Source organism: Bacteroides ilei (genome assembly GCF_900128495.1).
In the GTDB taxonomy this organism is placed as follows: Bacteria; Bacteroidota; Bacteroidia; order Bacteroidales; family Bacteroidaceae; genus Phocaeicola; species Phocaeicola ilei.
On record NZ_LT635801.1, the window covers coordinates 2692691 to 2709246 of the forward strand.

At 44.5% G+C, this 16556-nt stretch carries 11 protein-coding genes and 1 pseudogene; 2 read left to right on the forward strand and 10 right to left on the reverse strand.

Translation table 11 applies throughout. From position 1 onward, the window contains the following. Window positions 1-1039: 1039 nt before the first annotated feature. Window positions 1040-2216 (reverse strand): annotated as a pseudogene (locus BQ7489_RS11490) (clostripain-related cysteine peptidase). A gap of 438 nt (window positions 2217-2654) precedes the next feature. On the opposite strand from BQ7489_RS11490, the gene BQ7489_RS11495 reads away from it, so the two are divergent. Further along, window positions 2655-3332: an ABC transporter ATP-binding protein gene (locus BQ7489_RS11495; protein WP_072531112.1), complete on the forward strand. Its 678-nt coding sequence runs from the start codon at window positions 2655-2657 to the stop codon at window positions 3330-3332. A gap of 32 nt (window positions 3333-3364) precedes the next feature. Next, window positions 3365-5737, forward strand: coding sequence for an ABC transporter permease (locus BQ7489_RS11500; RefSeq protein WP_072531113.1), 2373 nt, complete (start codon window positions 3365-3367; stop codon window positions 5735-5737). A 65-nt stretch (window positions 5738-5802) separates the two neighbouring features. On the opposite strand, the gene araJ is transcribed toward BQ7489_RS11500, so the two are convergent. The 9 genes from araJ to BQ7489_RS11545 all read right to left on the reverse strand — a co-directional run bounded on the left by araJ (window position 5803) and on the right by BQ7489_RS11545 (window position 16550). Next, a complete protein-coding gene (gene araJ, locus BQ7489_RS11505; RefSeq protein WP_072531114.1) occupies window positions 5803-6963 on the reverse strand; it encodes an MFS transporter AraJ in 1161 nt (386 codons plus the stop codon). A gap of 146 nt (window positions 6964-7109) precedes the next feature. Further along, window positions 7110-7814, reverse strand: coding sequence for a M48 family metallopeptidase (locus tag BQ7489_RS11510; protein WP_072531115.1), 705 nt, complete (start codon window positions 7812-7814; stop codon window positions 7110-7112). A gap of 201 nt (window positions 7815-8015) precedes the next feature. After that, a complete protein-coding gene (locus tag BQ7489_RS11515) occupies window positions 8016-8477 on the reverse strand; it encodes a hypothetical protein (RefSeq protein ID WP_072531116.1) in 462 nt (153 codons plus the stop codon). Further along, window positions 8467-8976, reverse strand: a complete 510-nt coding sequence (locus BQ7489_RS11520; RefSeq protein ID WP_072531117.1) for an RNA polymerase sigma factor — start codon at window positions 8974-8976, stop codon at window positions 8467-8469. Before BQ7489_RS11520 ends, BQ7489_RS11515 begins: the two co-directional genes overlap by 11 nt. A 64-nt stretch (window positions 8977-9040) precedes the next feature. Next, entirely contained in the window at window positions 9041-9814 is a 774-nt protein-coding gene (gene argB, locus BQ7489_RS11525) for an acetylglutamate kinase (RefSeq protein ID WP_072531118.1), read from the reverse strand. Between the two features lie 19 nt (window positions 9815-9833). Next, window positions 9834-11726: a biosynthetic arginine decarboxylase gene (speA, locus tag BQ7489_RS11530; protein WP_072531119.1), complete on the reverse strand. Its 1893-nt coding sequence runs from the start codon at window positions 11724-11726 to the stop codon at window positions 9834-9836. Between the two features lie 22 nt (window positions 11727-11748). After that, window positions 11749-12285 carry a shikimate kinase gene (locus tag BQ7489_RS11535; protein ID WP_072531120.1) on the reverse strand — a complete coding sequence of 179 codons (537 nt, stop codon included), beginning with the start codon at window positions 12283-12285 and terminating at the stop codon, window positions 11749-11751. Continuing rightward, a complete protein-coding gene (topA, locus tag BQ7489_RS11540; protein ID WP_072531121.1) occupies window positions 12285-14618 on the reverse strand; it encodes a type I DNA topoisomerase in 2334 nt (777 codons plus the stop codon). The genes BQ7489_RS11535 and topA overlap by 1 nt, the downstream gene beginning before the upstream one ends. Window positions 14619-14855: 237 nt before the next feature. After that, on the reverse strand, window positions 14856-16550 hold the full coding sequence (locus BQ7489_RS11545; RefSeq protein ID WP_072531122.1) for a TonB-dependent receptor: 1695 nt from the start codon (window positions 16548-16550) through the stop codon (window positions 14856-14858). Between the last annotated feature and the right edge of the window lie 6 nt (window positions 16551-16556).

Consider the following 16556-nt stretch of genomic DNA (forward strand, 5'->3'; position numbering starts at 1 on the left):
TTGTAGAATATCTTTTTCAGACACATACCCGAAGGTATGTACCTTGTTTTGCTCTGTCCAGGATGCCGATTTCTTTACCTTATTATTATAAAGTATTGACGGTTCTTTCATTCAATCACAACCCCAAGGGGTCATGACCTTCTTGTACTACATCTTGTTTGTTTATCTAAAGTCTTTCAAAGATCCTGCTTCCTTTTCGAAAGCGGTTGCAAAGGTAAGGCGGATTTTTCTAACATCCAAATTTTTTCGAAGATTTTTTTCGGAAAAATTTTTCAGCGCGTCTCCATTGTATGTAAACAACAATGGAAATTCAGGCCGCGGATTCCGGGCTTATCCTTTCTCGCTCCCTTGCCTCCATGCAAGGTAAGATACTCGGTGCAGCGCCTTACGTCCGCTCTCCGCTTACACTGTGTCAGTCTCAGATTTGCATCTTTACCGCGTTTCTCTCTCGAAAGCGGTTGCAAAGGTACGCACTTTTCGGAATTCCGCAAGCCTCACGCCGAAAATTTTTCCCGATTTTATGTAACGAGATTGTAACACGCTGGAAGGCAGGAATATAGGGAGGAAGATTTTTCCGGAGGCACTGAAGGGGCCTTTACGGAGTACACATACTTCTATTCGGGCGCACGCATGCGCAATGCGCACGGGCGTGCGGAAAAGAACCTGGAATTTCCTGAAAACACCTTCATCTTCTGCAAAATTCAACTTGGAATCATACACAAAACGACTTCATCTTCTACGGAAAATGAACGCACGTTTCAAACAAAACGACAAGGTGTTTGGAAAACTTGCTTCCCTAAGATATTCCAGCATAGAAAATACCATAACTTACAAAGCCAGTAAATAAAAAGCTTTTCAACAACCCACCGAAATCAAACTACAATTTCTGGCCGTTATTCCTCTTGTAATAAAGAGCCATTATCGGTAGAATGCCCTGTGACATTCCCGGATAAGACAATGTGCACACCGGCAAACAACAACGATTCCAATAAAAAGAAAGTATCCCCTATCCGAATACGGGAATAATTAACCTTCCCGATCAATGAGTAGCCTGATACCAGGATGTATTTACCCAACCGGCAGCTTGGGGATTTGTACTTGGAGCCGAAGTAGTGATTCCCGAAAAGACATGAATCGGCAACGGACCGCTTCTTGCAGAATAAAATTTCTCTGTATGAACCATATAGGGCGTAACTTTGGCCAATTGACGGTCGAAAGCCTGAAGCAAACCCGGATGGCCGGCACATAACTGCCTTACATAATCACCGAAATCATAGAAAATGACCGGATCATATCCATCCATACGCTGCACAGACCCGTTACCAGAATTATCAAATGTACAGATAGAATTGATCTCCTTCATCAAAGCCGCCATAGCATCCAGCTCGGAACAGTCGGTAACACCCAATGTGCCATAAGGATATTGGTAACTGGAATAGAAACGGTAAAATTCATCACAAACAGACCGGTAGTCCGGTTCACCGAGCAAATACTGTAAGAGTAGAATAAGGCATGCCGAAAGCCATCACCTCGGTAGGACAAGCTATCAGATAATCAGTTACATGACGCAGTTCATAAGCTACTTCAATAGACGACATGTAACAATCGTCAAACAAGATAAACTCCATCTTCAGCCCGGCACGTGAAATACTACCTGAAAGTGTCGTGATATCCGTCTGATATACTGGTGTAAGTCCACCGAAATAACGCGTCAACGGCCCGCCGGTATACTCCCAATGAGGTTTGAAAGGAATATCCGACCTGCTGCCTGTTCCATATACCGGAAGCCAACCCATTCCATGACAACCGATGACCATAGCATATTCAGCTGCAGGAGCAAATGATTTCATATCATTAAGGATGGAAGTCAGTCCGTTTTCTGTAGTAAAAGCGGGAGAAGTATATTTTTTCAAGGTTTCGCGGACAGATTTTCCACCTTCATATTTCAGTTCAAACATAACTGCCTCCGAAGCCGAAGTAGAGATAAAAACGATAATCCTTTCATTTTTCAATCCGACCCGGGCTACGGCATTTTCCATATCAGAAATATTATCATAAAAATAAGATGTCAGATTACCCGACCAGGGCATATACATGAAAAGTGTCTTCCGGACAGACGGCGCATCCGGTTCATCATTGCTCTTTCTACAAGAAAAACTGCCCAAAACAACCAGTAAGACAAAAAGGAAATAAGAAAATTTTTTGAGTAGTTCCATAGCAAATGCGAAATTGGTGAACGGCAAATATAAAGAATTTCACATAAATATGCAACGCATGAGATTATGATTCTTTCTACGGAATTTCTTTTCATTATCCGCATCGGAACCGTCATTACCGGAAATGTGTCTAAAAATTATACACCAAGTGTCAAATTATTAGACATAAGTCAAAATAATAAATATATAACTAACTAATATACAACAAATTAAATCTATGGCATACACTTTGCTATATAATCATAAAACCAACCAATTGAAGGAGTTAAAAACAAAATACATTACCGGAGTCACCGATAAGCTTTACCGGGTACTCTAATGCGAAATTCCCTAATCGGAAGTACAGCACTATCGGAAAGCGGCCGGCAATCCGACAGTAGACCCGAATTCGGGACAATTCCATTATGAATAAATAATAACAAATTAATAATTACCATTATGATCAAGATTGAAAACTTATGCAAGACATTCCGTACAACGGAAGTAGAAACCATCGCCCTGAATAAGGTTAACCTCGAAGTAAAAGAGAAGGAATTCGTAGCCATCATGGGACCATCCGGATGTGGAAAATCTACCTTGCTGAATATACTCGGCCTGCTGGACAACCCTACTTCGGGCAACTATTACCTGGACAACAAAGAAGTGGGACATTTGAAAGAAAAAGACCGTACCAACGTCCGGAAAGGCAATATCGGTTTTGTATTCCAAAGTTTCAACCTGATTGACGAGCTGAACGTATTCGAAAACGTGGAACTTCCGCTTACCTACCTCAACATTCCAGCCGACGAACGCAAGAAAAAAGTAAACGAAATACTGCAGCGCATGAACATCAGCCACCGTGCCAAACATTATCCGCAACAGCTTTCGGGAGGTCAGCAACAGCGTGTAGCCATAGCCAGGGCCGTCGTTTCGGGACCGAAAATAATTCTGGCCGACGAACCTACCGGTAACCTGGACTCCAAAAACGGACAGGAAGTGATGGAGTTGCTTACCGAATTGAACAAGGAAGGCACTACCATCGTCATGGTAACCCACAGCCAGCGTGATGCAGGTTTCGCCAGCCGTATCATCAATCTTTTCGACGGACAAATTGTATCTTCCATTGCTGAAATGTAAAATCAACATGTAATGATAAAATATCAAGAAACATGAAACAAGCATTACAGTTCCTTCTCCACCGAGGAAATGCAAATATGATAAAAATACTCTGTCTGGGAGTAGGAATGGCCATTGGCCTTGCAATGTTGGCTGAGGTGATATTTGAAAGGAGCTACGATACCTTTATTCCACAGGCCGAAAATACCTATCGCCTCGGAGAACTATATCAGGCGGAAGTAGGCAAGGAAGTACGCTACGGACAGACAGCCGGAGCTCTCGCCCCCGGACTCAAAAAAGAGAGTCCCTATATTGAGGCAGCAACACGCTTCACTCCCATCGAATCCGGCATGGAATTGCTTACGGAAACGAACAAAGAAATCCAAGCCAACAGCTACTTGTGCGATACCGCCTTCTTTGATGTATTTCCGCGTAAAATTCTGATGGGAGAAGATCCTCACAAAGGGCTTGCCCAGGCTAACAATGCCTATATTTCGGACAAGCTGCTCAAAGTGCTGGGCCATGATATCCTCGGAAAAACATTGACATGGAAAATTTTTCCACAATTCAAGATAACCGTAACAGGAGTTTTCGAGGCACTTCCCGAAAATACCCATCTGCCGCAAATGGATATCCTTGTAGCTATGCCAACCATCGGACAATTGATGTGGGACGGCAGCAACAACTGGGTGGGGAACGACCGCTACTCAAGCTATATCCGGCTCAAACCAGGATACCCGATCGAAGATTTCGACAAACAGGCACAACAGATTTTCATTTCACATTGCCCTCCGGAAAATCTTGCCCAAATCAAAGCTGCACAGATACGCATTTATTCCGAACCGATAAGAAGTATCTTTTCTTCTTCGTCGTATAACCGGATCATGAACATCGTATTCCTCAGTTTTGCCTTGGTCATGCTGGCCGTATCAGTACTGAACTATATCCTGCTCACCATTTCTTCCATGGTGAACCGTGCCAAATCCATCGCCACTTACCGGTGCTATGGAGCCGGATCGGCTAATATCTATAAAATGATTCTGTTCGAATCGGCCTTCCACTGTGTACTTGGACTGATTATAGCCATATTAATTATATTCGGTCTGCAGGATTTCCTGCAGAAACAGACAGGGCACAGCCTATCCGCCCTTTTCCCTCCAGCTACCATACTGATCTGTGCGGGAGTGGTGATACTCGTCCTGCTATTTTGCGGACTGGTACCGGGATATCTCTATACACGTATACCTGTCACCTATGCATACCGCCGCTATACTGAGAGCAAACGCCATTGGAAACTGGCACTGCTATTCTTCCAGTTCCTGCTTACCACCTTCTTCATATCTATCCTGACGGTGATCGGACTGGAATACCATACCCTGACCAATTATAAAACGGGGTTTGCATACAAAGATGTTTTCTATACCTCTGTTTCAGGAATTCCGCAAGTTGAACGTGACCGTTGTGTAGAGGAACTGAAAAAGATTCCTAACGTAAAGGAAGTGACCTGGGGCTATCAGATGCCCAACAACAGTTGCTCGGGAAACAATGTCTATGATAACGAGACCGGTCAGGCTTACATGAACATAGCCGACATGTATGATGTAGGCTCCGACTACCATAAACTATTCGATATTCCGATTATTGAAGGAAATGGGTTCATTCCCGACTGGAAAGATACCGTTACGCAACAAGCCATGGTAAGCCGTCAGTTCGTTGAAAAAATGAACCAGCTGGCCGGATGGAAAGATTCCCCCATAGGTAAGACATTCTTCCTCTCCGGGCATCAGGGACCATCAGTCATCTGTGGCGTATATGAAGATATCCACCTAGGTCCACAGATAGCCGAACAGGTTGAAGAACGCCCTACAGTCATGTTCTATAATCCTCAGCCCTGCTATCAGGTTTTCATCCGCCTGAAAGAAATGACTCCTGAAAAGATTCAGCAGATACAGAATATCGTTACCCGTACCATGCCGAGCCAAGACAAGAAAGTATATAGTCTGGGACTGGAAATGGGGAATATGTACGACTCCATACTTCATGTACGCGATTCCGTACTTTTTGCAGGCATCTGTATCTTGATCATTGCATTGATTGGTCTGACAGCCTATATCCGTGATGAAGTGGCCCGACGCCGTGCAGAAATTGCCATCCGCATTATCCATGGAGCCAGCGTAAGCAAAATACAGCAGCTGTTCCTGAAAGACCTGCTCAGAATTGCGGTTCCGGCAACCCTTATCGGAGCATTGCTTGCTGCCAAAATCGGCTCCCGCATGTTACAGCTGTTTGCTGTCAAAATATCCCTGTCCTGGTATCTGTTTGCAGGCTGTGTCCTTGTCGTACTGATCATAGTTCTGGCTGTATCTTCACTGCTGGTGTTGAAGGCCTCCCGCATGAATCCGACCGAAAACCTGAGGTCGGAATAAACATTAATGGCATACCCGTTCGCAAACGGATATGCCATTACTATAATATTTTTATCTATAGATTATCAAGCCTGACGTCCCATCATTTTCTCGCAACGTACATAAACGGACACACAAACCAGTCCCAGCATAACGACAAAGACACCTACCAAAGCCGGATAACGGTACCCCATTCCGGCATCAATTGGAAGGCCACCTGCATAAGCGCCTAAAGCGTTTCCCAGATTGAATGCGATCTGCACACAAGCCGCCCCCATCATTTCACTCCCACGTGAATTCTGCAGCAACAATAACTGCTGGGGAGGTGAAACCGCAAACAAGGCAGCAGTCCCGACAAACATCAACAATACAGAAAGCACGGGATTCCCGGCAAAGAAATAAGTACCCAGCAATGCCAGAATCATGACCACCTGCGTCATCCTGATAACAGGCGCCAACCCGTAAAGATCGCCAAACTTTCCGCCCACCAGATTACCGATCGTCATTCCCAGACCGGCAAACATCATAATCAGTGTCATATTCTCGGGCGAGAAACCGGCTTCGTGAATCATTTGGGGAGTTACATAACTGAACCAGCAGAATACACCCCCGTTACCGAACATGGTAGTCAGGATAATCAGCCACGGAGCAAGATGAGTCAGAAAACGGAACTGCCCCTTCAACCCACTGTCCGGCAATGCAGGTAAACCGGGTATCCATTTCCAAAGCAGAATATACACCAAAATACCCCATACCGCATTAAACATGAACGGCAGACGCCATGAGAACATATTACTGAACATGGTACCGAAAGGAACCCCGAACAAATTGGCTATAGTCATCCCGGCAGTCATCAACGAAACAGCCTGGGATGCTTTTCCCTTATCGGCAATCTTCTCTGCCACAATGGATCCGACACCGAAAAAGGCTCCGTGAGGCAATCCGCAGACAAAGCGCATGACAAGCAAAGTCCAATAATTGGGAGACAGGGAAGCAAAAAGGTTTCCCAAAACATAGATAGCCGCCAATCCTAAAAGGATCTGTTTCAACGGACGTGTACGCGCCACCAGAACCATCAACGGAGCTCCCACACATACCCCCACGGCATAAGCCGAAATAAAATGTCCTGCCTGTGGAATACTGATACCCAGATCATGGGCGACATTGGGTAAAACACCCATCATCACAAACTCCGCGATACCCAGTCCCAACGTACCGGAAGCCAGTGCCAACAAACTTTTTTTCATTCAATTATATCCTCTTATTCTCTGATTTCTAAAAGTGTTGCAAAAGTAATGCTTCCAATTGAAATGAAAAATCAACACAACCGACTTCCCTTCCTTTCTTTCCAAATTACTTGATTTAAATCAATAGCGAACAGATGATACCGACATCAGAAAGCCGTATGGTAATTACGCAATTCTTTCCGGAGTTGAAGTGCCAATCCGTCGGTCATGTCATTAAGTAACTCCCAAAACTGCGGACCGTGATTCATTTCACGGGTATGAGCCAGTTCATGCAGAATCACATAATCCATCAAATGGGCTGGAACCAGCATCAAATAACAGGACAAATTGATGGTCCGGGAAGCAGTACAGCTTCCCCATCGGCTCCGTGCCGCATTAATGCGCACTTTTTTATAAGGAAGTCCGACACGGTCCGACCACATTTTCAACAATTCAGGTAAATAGGCTTCGGCACTACGTTTCATGGCACGGACAATAGCGCTACGCACCAGTTTCTGTACTCCTTCATTACTGAAATCCGTATCAGACGGACAATATATTTTCATTCCGTCATCAGTCTGCCTGACAGTAAAGCAATGCACTTTACCCGGTTCCAAAGTCAGCCGGAAACATTCGGTCTGAATAGAAAAATCAAAATCGATACAAGGCTTTTCAATCTTCTTATAAGATTCCAGCAGGCGGGAACGGTATTGGCCTATCACCTCCATCACATATTCGGTCTTACTATACGGAGGCACCGTAAGATACAGTCCGTCCGGTTTGACCCTCATCGAAATATTACGGGCCAAACGATGAGTACGAATGATAATCTTACCAAACTCCTTATCCGATATGATACGTTTTGTAGCCATCCAAAAACAAAGATATTAAAATCCCTATAAAAAATCTTCATAAAAACAAGAAAGGATTACTGCTCACGCGGTAATCCTTTCTTATGTATTGAGTTAGTAATTTAAATTTGAGAGAATTGAAACTTCACAGCCTCATCACGTTTTTTATTTATATAAGCACTAACTATTTATATATAAAAGCAAATGAAAATGTTCTAAGTGTTATTTCTCTATAGGAGTCTTCAACGGAACCTTAAGAGGAGCCTTCACCGTATCAGTCTCATACGCCACCTGTGGATCGTCCGTCTTATTATCAAACTGATCGTATACATAAACTACACCGTTTTTCCCATCCCCCATAGAATGTTTTACCACTCCGCCGATAGTAAACAGCAGAGCCATCACAGCCGCAGCCTTGAACAGAGGCATAAAACGGGATTGGAGTGTAAGACGTTTTGCCTTCACTACCGGACGTTCTATCTCGGCAAGGACACGTTCATCAAAATCATCTCCCAGTTTCAGCTCTTTTTCTGCTTCCTGATAAGTAAACAATGACTTATAACGAAGCAGATAGGAAGGGATCTCCTTCTGATGGAAAAAAGCACGGAGAATCTCTTCCTCTTCCAAAGAGGTCTCGCAATTCCAGTACCGCTCCAAAAGTTGTTCAATATACTTATAATCCATAGGTATCAATTTCGTTATATTTCATTTTTATCCGTTGCCGCGCCCGAAAAAGATTCACTTTGACCTGCTCTTCCGTAAGCTGCAACACATCGGCTATTTCTTTGTAACTTTTCCCCTCTATATCCCGAAGCTGGATAATGGTCCTTTGCTTTTCGGGAAGTTCATTAATCAGACGATGAATAATCTTCAGCTGTTCTGTCTGCTCGAACTTTCTGTCGGGAGTCAATGCGTCAGGTACATCCTGCGTTTCCGGAGTCAGCTCCAGATTCTGGGCCTCACCCTTCTGGCTACGGTCAATCGCCAGATTCCTGGCAACCGTAAGGCAATAAGCCTCAACCGAATCAAGCTCTTCCCACTCATCACGCTTATTCCAAACCCGAATCATAGTATCTTGCACAATATCCTCCGCTTCGGCACTATCGAGTGTAATTCTCAATGCCAACCTATAAAGCTTGTCCTTAAGCGGCAATATATCGTTTCGAAAACTAATCTTTCGCATCGCTTTCTATACTAATGACGGGTGAGTAGAACAAAAGTTACACTCACCCGCCTATTTTTTCAATTTATTTTTTGATAATTGTTCCCGCATCCGCGTTAATCGTTGATGCAGAGGTTATTACAACCTGACTGACTCCGGCCTCAACTGCAGAAAAAGAATTTTCCAATTTAGGAATCATTCCTCCTTGAATCACTCCTTCAGCAACATATTGTCTGAAGAGTTCAGGCGTAATGACCGGTATTACACTATCATCGTCATTTTCATCGCGAAGCACACCCTTCTTTTCAAAGCAGTAAACCAACGTCACATCAAAGGCCTGAGCCAATGCCTTGGCTGTTTCTCCGGCAATCGTATCGGCATTGGTATTCAGCATATGTCCTTCTCCATCATGGGTCAAAGGAGCCATCACCGGAACAAATCCCTGACTGATAAGGTTGGCAAGCACTCCGGAATTCACGTATTTTACATCACCGACAAAACCGTAATCCACATCCTTTACGGGACGTTTGACCGACCTAATCACATCCAAATCGGCACCTGTCAGCCCCACAGCATTCACCCCTTTACTCTGCAGACCGGCCACAATATTCTTGTTCACCAACCCACCATAAACCATAGTAACCACTTTCAAGGTTTCCAAATCGGTAATACGCCGGCCATTTACCATCTTACTTTCAATTCCGAGCTGAGCCGCTATTTTTGTGGCCGAGCGTCCGCCGCCATGTACTAAAACCTTATATCCCGGGATAGTCGAAAAATCGGTCAGCAACCGGTTCAATGTCTCAGCCTCTTCTACGATTTTTCCACCTACTTTTATAACAGTCAGTTTTTCTTTCATTGCATCCAAAATTTATACATCATTCCAAATAAGTATATCCATACAATCCTGAACGATAATTGGCAAGGAACTCTTTGCCCTCCTCGAGCGAAATCTTACCTTCCTTCACCGACTTGGTCACCCATGTTTCAAGCGTACGGACCAGTTTCTTTGGATTATACTGTACATAATCCAGCACTTCAGCCACTGTCTCACCGTCAATAACCTGATCAATGGTATATCCATTATCATCCACACTCACATGCACGGCATTCGTATCGCCAAACAGATTATGCATATCACCCAGAATCTCCTGATAGGCTCCTACCAGAAATACTCCTATATAATAAGACTCTTTTCCTTTAATAGTATGTACCGGCAAATCATGAGTTACATTACGGCTCGTTACAAAATTGGCAATTTTACCATCCGAATCACACGTTATGTCTTGCAAAGTAGCCGTACGGTCCGGCCGTTCGTCAAGACGTTGGATAGGCATGATAGGAAAAATCTGATCGATGGCCCATGAATCCGGCAAAGACTGGAACAAGGAAAAGTTACAGAAATACTTATCAGCCAGCAGCTTATCCAAATTACGGAATTCATCCGGGGCATGTTTCAGTCCCGATGCTATACGGTTAATTTCACGACAGACAGACCAAAACAGACGTTCAATCTGTGCACGTGTCTTCAAATCCACGATCCCGTGGCTGAACAGATCCAACGTTTCTTCACGGATCTGCTGTGCATCGTGCCAAGCCTCCAGCATACGGGGCTGGCTCAGATTATCCCAAATATCATATAATTCATGAACCAGTTCATGATCATCCGGTCCTACTTCAAACTCTTCATCCATTTCCGGCAAAGAAGCTGTTTCCAGCACCTCAAAAATCAGAACCGAATGATGTGCCGTAAGTGAACGGCCGCTTTCCGTAATGATATTCGGATGAGGTATATTGTTCTTGTTGCTCGCGTCTACCATAATGGAGATGGAGTCATTGACATATTCCTGGATAGAGTAATTTACACTGCTCTCACTGGTAGACGAACGTGTCCCATCATAATCTACCCCCAAACCGCCACCTATATCGACAAACTCTACAGGAAATCCCAGTTGATGTAACTGTACATAAAATTGGGAAGCCTCACGCAAAGCAGTCTTTATACGGCGAATCTTGGTAACTTGACTTCCTATGTGGAAATGAATCAATTTAAGGCAATCCTTCAACTCCTTCTTTTCGATAAAATCAAGCGCTTCTAGCAATTCGCTCGAAGTCAGGCCGAATTTACTGGCATCACCGCCACTGTCCTCCCATTTCCCACTACCCGAAGAAGCCAGCTTGATACGTATACCAATATTCGGACGGACGTTGAGTTGTTTAGCCATACGTGCGATGAGACGGAGTTCATTCATCTTCTCTACAACCAGAAAGATACGTTTTCCCATCTTTTGGGCCAGCAGAGCCAGTTCAATGTAACTTTCATCCTTATAGCCATTGCAGATAATCAACGAATCAGAATCCGTATTGATTGCTATCACGGCATGAAGTTCAGGCTTCGATCCGGCTTCAAGTCCCAGATTGAATTTCTTCCCGTGGCTGATGATTTCCTCAACCACCGGACGCATCTGATTTACCTTAATGGGATAGATGTTAAAACTCTGTGCCTTATAGCCATATTCTTCGGCAGCCTGTTTAAAACAATTGGAGATCTTTTCGATACGATTGTCCAGAATATCAGGGAAACGTATCAACATGGGAGCAGTGACATCCCTTAACTGAAGCTCATCGACCAGTTCCTTGAGATCGACAGCCACACCATCCTTTCGAGGAGTTACCACCACATGACCTTTGTCATTAATACCAAAGTATGAAACGCCCCACCCTGTAATATTGTAGAGCTCTTCAGAATCTTCAATGCGCCATTTTCTCATTTCACAACATAAAAGTCTAAGTTTATAACTTATTTTTATCTAATAAATTTTTCAAACGTTGTACCGAGTCCTTTATTTCTTCCGAACTTTCCAACAACTCGGCATTAAAGCGATATTTGGCCCGGGCATAAAAAGGCATACGCTGTTCCAGTGCACCGGTTATTACGTTCATCAGTTCATCATCGGTCTTGTCGGCCAAAAGCGGACGCTTTGCTTTAGCTACCTTCAAACGGCGGAACAAGACTTTCGGATCTACATCCAGAAACACCGTATCACCCACACGGTTCATATATTCCATGTTATCAAAAAAACAAGGCGTACCTCCACCCGCCGCAATCAGTACATTCTCGAACTCACCGACTTCATGCAACATTCTTTTTTCCACTTCACGGAATCCGTCCTCTCCCTTCTCGGCAAAAATTTCCCGGACCGTTTTATGGAAACGTTCTTCAATATACCAGTCAAGGTCTATAAACTGCAACTGTTCGGCCTGTGAAAAGGCTTTTCCCAACGTAGTCTTGCCCGACCCCATATAACCGATCAAAAAGATTCGTCTCATTACTTTTTTCTTGTAACGCCCCGCGTCTTACGGGTTTCTGCTTTTTCTTTCTGTAACTCAATAACTTTAAAACAAGCTTCCAGGCTCAAATCGGCCGCTTCTACCTTATCGGGTATCTTGTAATTCTTCTTCTGATAAGAGATATAAGGACCGTAACGTCCGTTCAGAACCTGCATATCCGGATTTTCGGCAAAGACCTTGATTACACGTTTCGCTTCCGCCTCCTGTTTCTCCTGTATCAGTTTGATAGCATCATCCAGTGTCACTGACATCGGATCGGTTCCTTTCGGAATAGAAACAAAACTGTTGTTAAAACGAACATACGGTCCGAAACGTCCGGTTCCTACCGTAACAGTATGGCCTTCATATTCACCCAACGTACGGGGAAGCTTGAACAGATCCAAAGCTTCTTCCAGTGTAACGGTCTCCAATGAATATTCTTTCTTCAACTGGGCGAAACGGGGTTTCTCTTCATCATCGGCTGCACCGATCTGTACAACCGGCCCATAACGGCCTATCTTCACTGAAACCGGCTTGCCGCTCACCGGATCGGTTCCCAGCAAACGTTCACCTACTTTATGTTCCATCTTGGAATTCATCGTCTGTTCTACCTGCGGATGAAAACCTTCATAGAACTGTTTCATCACATTGGTCCATACTTTCTCACCTTCGGCAATTTCATCGAACTCCTTCTCGACACTGGCCGTAAAATTATAGTCCATTATCTTGGGGAAGAACTCTTTCAGGAAATCATTGACCACAATACCTACATCGGTAGGCAACAGTTTGGCTTTCTCACTGCCCACCATTTCTGTTTTCGTACTTTCCTCAATCTTTCCATTCTTCAAACACAGAATCTCATAATTACGTTCTACTCCTTCACGATTTCCTTTCTCCACATATCCACGTTGCTGGATGGTAGATATTGTCGGAGCATAAGTTGACGGACGACCGATACCCAACTCTTCAAGCTTACGCACCAGGCTAGCTTCCGTATAACGGGGAGGACACTGGGTAAAACGTTCCGTTGCTGTAATTTCTTTACAATCCAGCATCTGACCAACTTCCAGGGCCGGGAGCAGACGTCCTTCGCCCTCAGGCTGTTCCACATCGTCATCATGCGATTCCTTATATACACGCAGAAAACCGTCGAACGTCACAACTTCTCCTACAGCAACAAACGTATCTTCATGACCGCTGATAGATATCACTGCCGTAGTCTTTTCCAGTTCGGCATCAGCCATCTGTGAAGCCAGCGTACGCTTCCAGATCAAATCATACAAACGTTTCTCCTGGGCCGTACCTTCAATCGATTCATGTGCCATATAGGTCGGACGGATTGCTTCATGCGCCTCCTGAGCTCCCTTGGTCTTTGTCGTGAAATGACGGGTATGTACATATTTCTCACCCATCAGTGACAAGATTGTTTCACGGCTTGTATTCAGTGCCAGATCCGACAAGTTGACTGAATCGGTACGCATGTAGGTTATCTGTCCGTTTTCATACAGCCGTTGTGCCAACATCATAGTCTGTGCAACCGTATATCCCAACTTACGGGCAGCTTCCTGCTGCAACGTAGAAGTGGTAAACGGAGCAGCAGGTGACTTCTTCATCGGACGGGTATTGATATCTTCAATAGTAAACTCTGCATCCTTACAACTTTCCAGAAAATCCTTGGCCTCTTTCTTTGTTTTAAAACGCCGGCCCAGTTCCGCCCTGACTTCAGATCCCGAAGCATCGGTAAATATAGCGGTAACCTTATAGGAAGCTTCGCTCACAAAAGCCTGGATTTCACGCTCACGCTCCACAATAAGCCGTACGGCAACCGACTGCACACGTCCGGCCGACAACGAGGGTTTGATTTTCTTCCATAATACCGGAGAAAGTTCAAAACCTACAATACGGTCAAGTACACGGCGTGCCTGCTGCGCATTCACCAGATTTACATTAATGTCACGCGGATTTTCAATGGCTTTCAGAATAGCGTTCTTGGTAATTTCATGGAATACAATACGCTTGGTCTTTTTCGGATCCAGCTCCAATACTTCAAACAAATGCCATGAAATAGCTTCTCCTTCACGGTCCTCATCGGATGCCAGCCACACCACATCAGCTTTCTTCGCTTCCTTCTTCAGCTCGGCGACCAGTTTTCTTTTATCTTCCGGAACCTCATAAATCGGAGTAAAATTATTTTTTATGTCGATACTGAATGCTTTCTGCTGCAGGTCTCGAATATGGCCGTAACTTGAAAGCACTTTATAACCATTTCCCAGAAATTTCTCAATGGTCTTTGCCTTCGCCGGAGATTCGACTATTACTAGATTATTTTGCATAATTCGATGTATTCCATTTATAAATTCTCAGCAAATGTATGAAAAAAGACGAAATACACCTTGTAATACAAAACGTTTCTGCTTTTTTTCGTAAATTTTATCCATAAATGCAATAAAAGCTGTAACAAAAGCACACAAAAGGAATGAAAAGACAAAAAAACTGCCATTAATCCCGCATTTTTCATTCATGCGGGACAAATGGCAATCTCCATTCTTCCAACAACAGTTACCCCAACGTCAGAAACGACAGCTGATTCCGGCCATCACATTGAATCCCTGGACCGGATAACCGGTAGAAGTTATATAATCTTTGTTCAACAGGTTATTGAAACGTACAAAGACGTTCAGACGTTCCAAAATGCTGTACGTAGCCGATACCGACAAGTTATTCACCGGATCAAGCCTTTCTGCCCAATCTGTTTTCACACGACCCTCATACTGATAGGCTATACCTGCATGTAAGCCGTCCAGCAATTTGAAATCGGCCGAAGCATCCAATGTAAACTGAGGCTTGAGCATCAGGAAATTATCGGTTCCATCTTCAGGATTCCAGCTGTTATACTGCCCGGCTACCGAAAAATCGAACATTCCTCTGTAACCATATCCGATTCCAGCTCCTACATAAGCAACCCGGGCATCACCCTGCCCCAGCATTGTATACAAAGCGTCCGGCACAGAAGAACCGGTACCTGCAAGATCAGCATAATTATCGCCTACCCCCGGTAAAGCAAATACTTCATCCTTCAAAAACTTATATCCCCCATACAAATCAAATTTCAACCCTGTTACCGGGGAAGCCTTCAAGCCGGCCGTAGCATCCAGATACGTATAGGTGGAACGGAGCGGTTCATACAGCATCCAATAGGGAGTGATTTCATTCAATCCAAAAAAATCATTCAGACGGGCACCGCCCACAGCATGTACAAACACCACATACGAATCGGCAAAGGTATAGTCCAACTTCACGTCCGGAGCCGCCTTTATGCCACTGCCGTTCGCACTTTGCCAGTCCACATGTGCCCCCAACCGTAAATTCAGTTCATCGGTCCGATAGGTATAATAGGGATTCAACTGCAACAGCGTGTAATCTTTCCAATAGGCATCGTACATTACATTGTCCATGACAAAAGCCACATCAATACGCTGGCCATCATTGATGGTCCCTCCTACAAATCCTTGCGTATGGACTGTATGCTGTGAAGTTTCCGGAAGGAACCGGGTATCATGCCTGTATCCAAAGCCACGGAAACCTGTCTGCAAGGCAAAATCAAGCGGGAAAGCATTCTCTTCCGATGCAATCCCTACATAACCTTCACCCATCGAATAACGCTGTGACACAGCCGATGAAAGGACGGAAGACGGTTCCGATGCGCTATAAGGCATATAATTAAAGACCTGTGACCCGAAAGCTCCTCCAAGCATCAGACTGACCTTATCGAACCGGTGCCTGTAACCTAGTGACACATCGGTACGGAAAAAACGTGATTTCCAATCCCATTCTCCTTCGTTCAGGGAAGCCACATTCCCGCTGAATCCATAAAAAGACCCCATGACATCCAGTCTGTCCCTATCGGTCATATTCCAAAGATACGACAGTTTGATATCGGTATTGTTACGGTTTCCATACGACAAACGTACATAACCGGGCAGCGCCTTATCCTGTACCGGACCATTCGAAACAAGCTCCATCGGGGCCGACTGCCATCCCACCAGAGGACGGACAGACATTGCATAATCGATATCCTTCTTTGCGACAGCCGGTTCCTCTATCTTCGGAAGGACATTCACCTTATAGGCATCCATCACTTCTGGATTATATTGATTTTCGACCACTACCGTACGGTTCAACGTCGAGTCTTCCGGCTGGCTTTGAGCAAACAAGACACCCGCAGGCATCATTGCGCATAATAATATAGCTGATATATGTTTCATATCTTT

Excerpts from the sequence above, each read along its gene's own strand:
- BQ7489_RS11510 (WP_072531115.1), bottom strand. The coding sequence starts at position 7,814 with ATGGCTACAAAACGTATCATATCGGATAAGGAGTTTGGTAAGATTATC.
- araJ (WP_072531114.1), bottom strand. The coding sequence starts at position 6,963 with ATGAAAAAAAGTTTGTTGGCACTGGCTTCCGGTACGTTGGGACTGGGT.
- BQ7489_RS11500 (WP_072531113.1), top strand. The coding sequence starts at position 3,365 with ATGAAACAAGCATTACAGTTCCTTCTCCACCGAGGAAATGCAAATATG.
- BQ7489_RS11545 (WP_072531122.1), bottom strand. The coding sequence starts at position 16,550 with ATGAAACATATATCAGCTATATTATTATGCGCAATGATGCCTGCGGGT.
- BQ7489_RS11520 (WP_072531117.1), bottom strand. The coding sequence starts at position 8,976 with ATGCGAAAGATTAGTTTTCGAAACGATATATTGCCGCTTAAGGACAAG.
- BQ7489_RS11535 (WP_072531120.1), bottom strand. The coding sequence starts at position 12,285 with ATGAGACGAATCTTTTTGATCGGTTATATGGGGTCGGGCAAGACTACG.
- topA (WP_072531121.1), bottom strand. The coding sequence starts at position 14,618 with ATGCAAAATAATCTAGTAATAGTCGAATCTCCGGCGAAGGCAAAGACC.
- BQ7489_RS11515 (WP_072531116.1), bottom strand. The coding sequence starts at position 8,477 with ATGGATTATAAGTATATTGAACAACTTTTGGAGCGGTACTGGAATTGC.
- speA (WP_072531119.1), bottom strand. The coding sequence starts at position 11,726 with ATGAGAAAATGGCGCATTGAAGATTCTGAAGAGCTCTACAATATTACA.
- argB (WP_072531118.1), bottom strand. The coding sequence starts at position 9,814 with ATGAAAGAAAAACTGACTGTTATAAAAGTAGGTGGAAAAATCGTAGAA.
- BQ7489_RS11495 (WP_072531112.1), top strand. The coding sequence starts at position 2,655 with ATGATCAAGATTGAAAACTTATGCAAGACATTCCGTACAACGGAAGTA.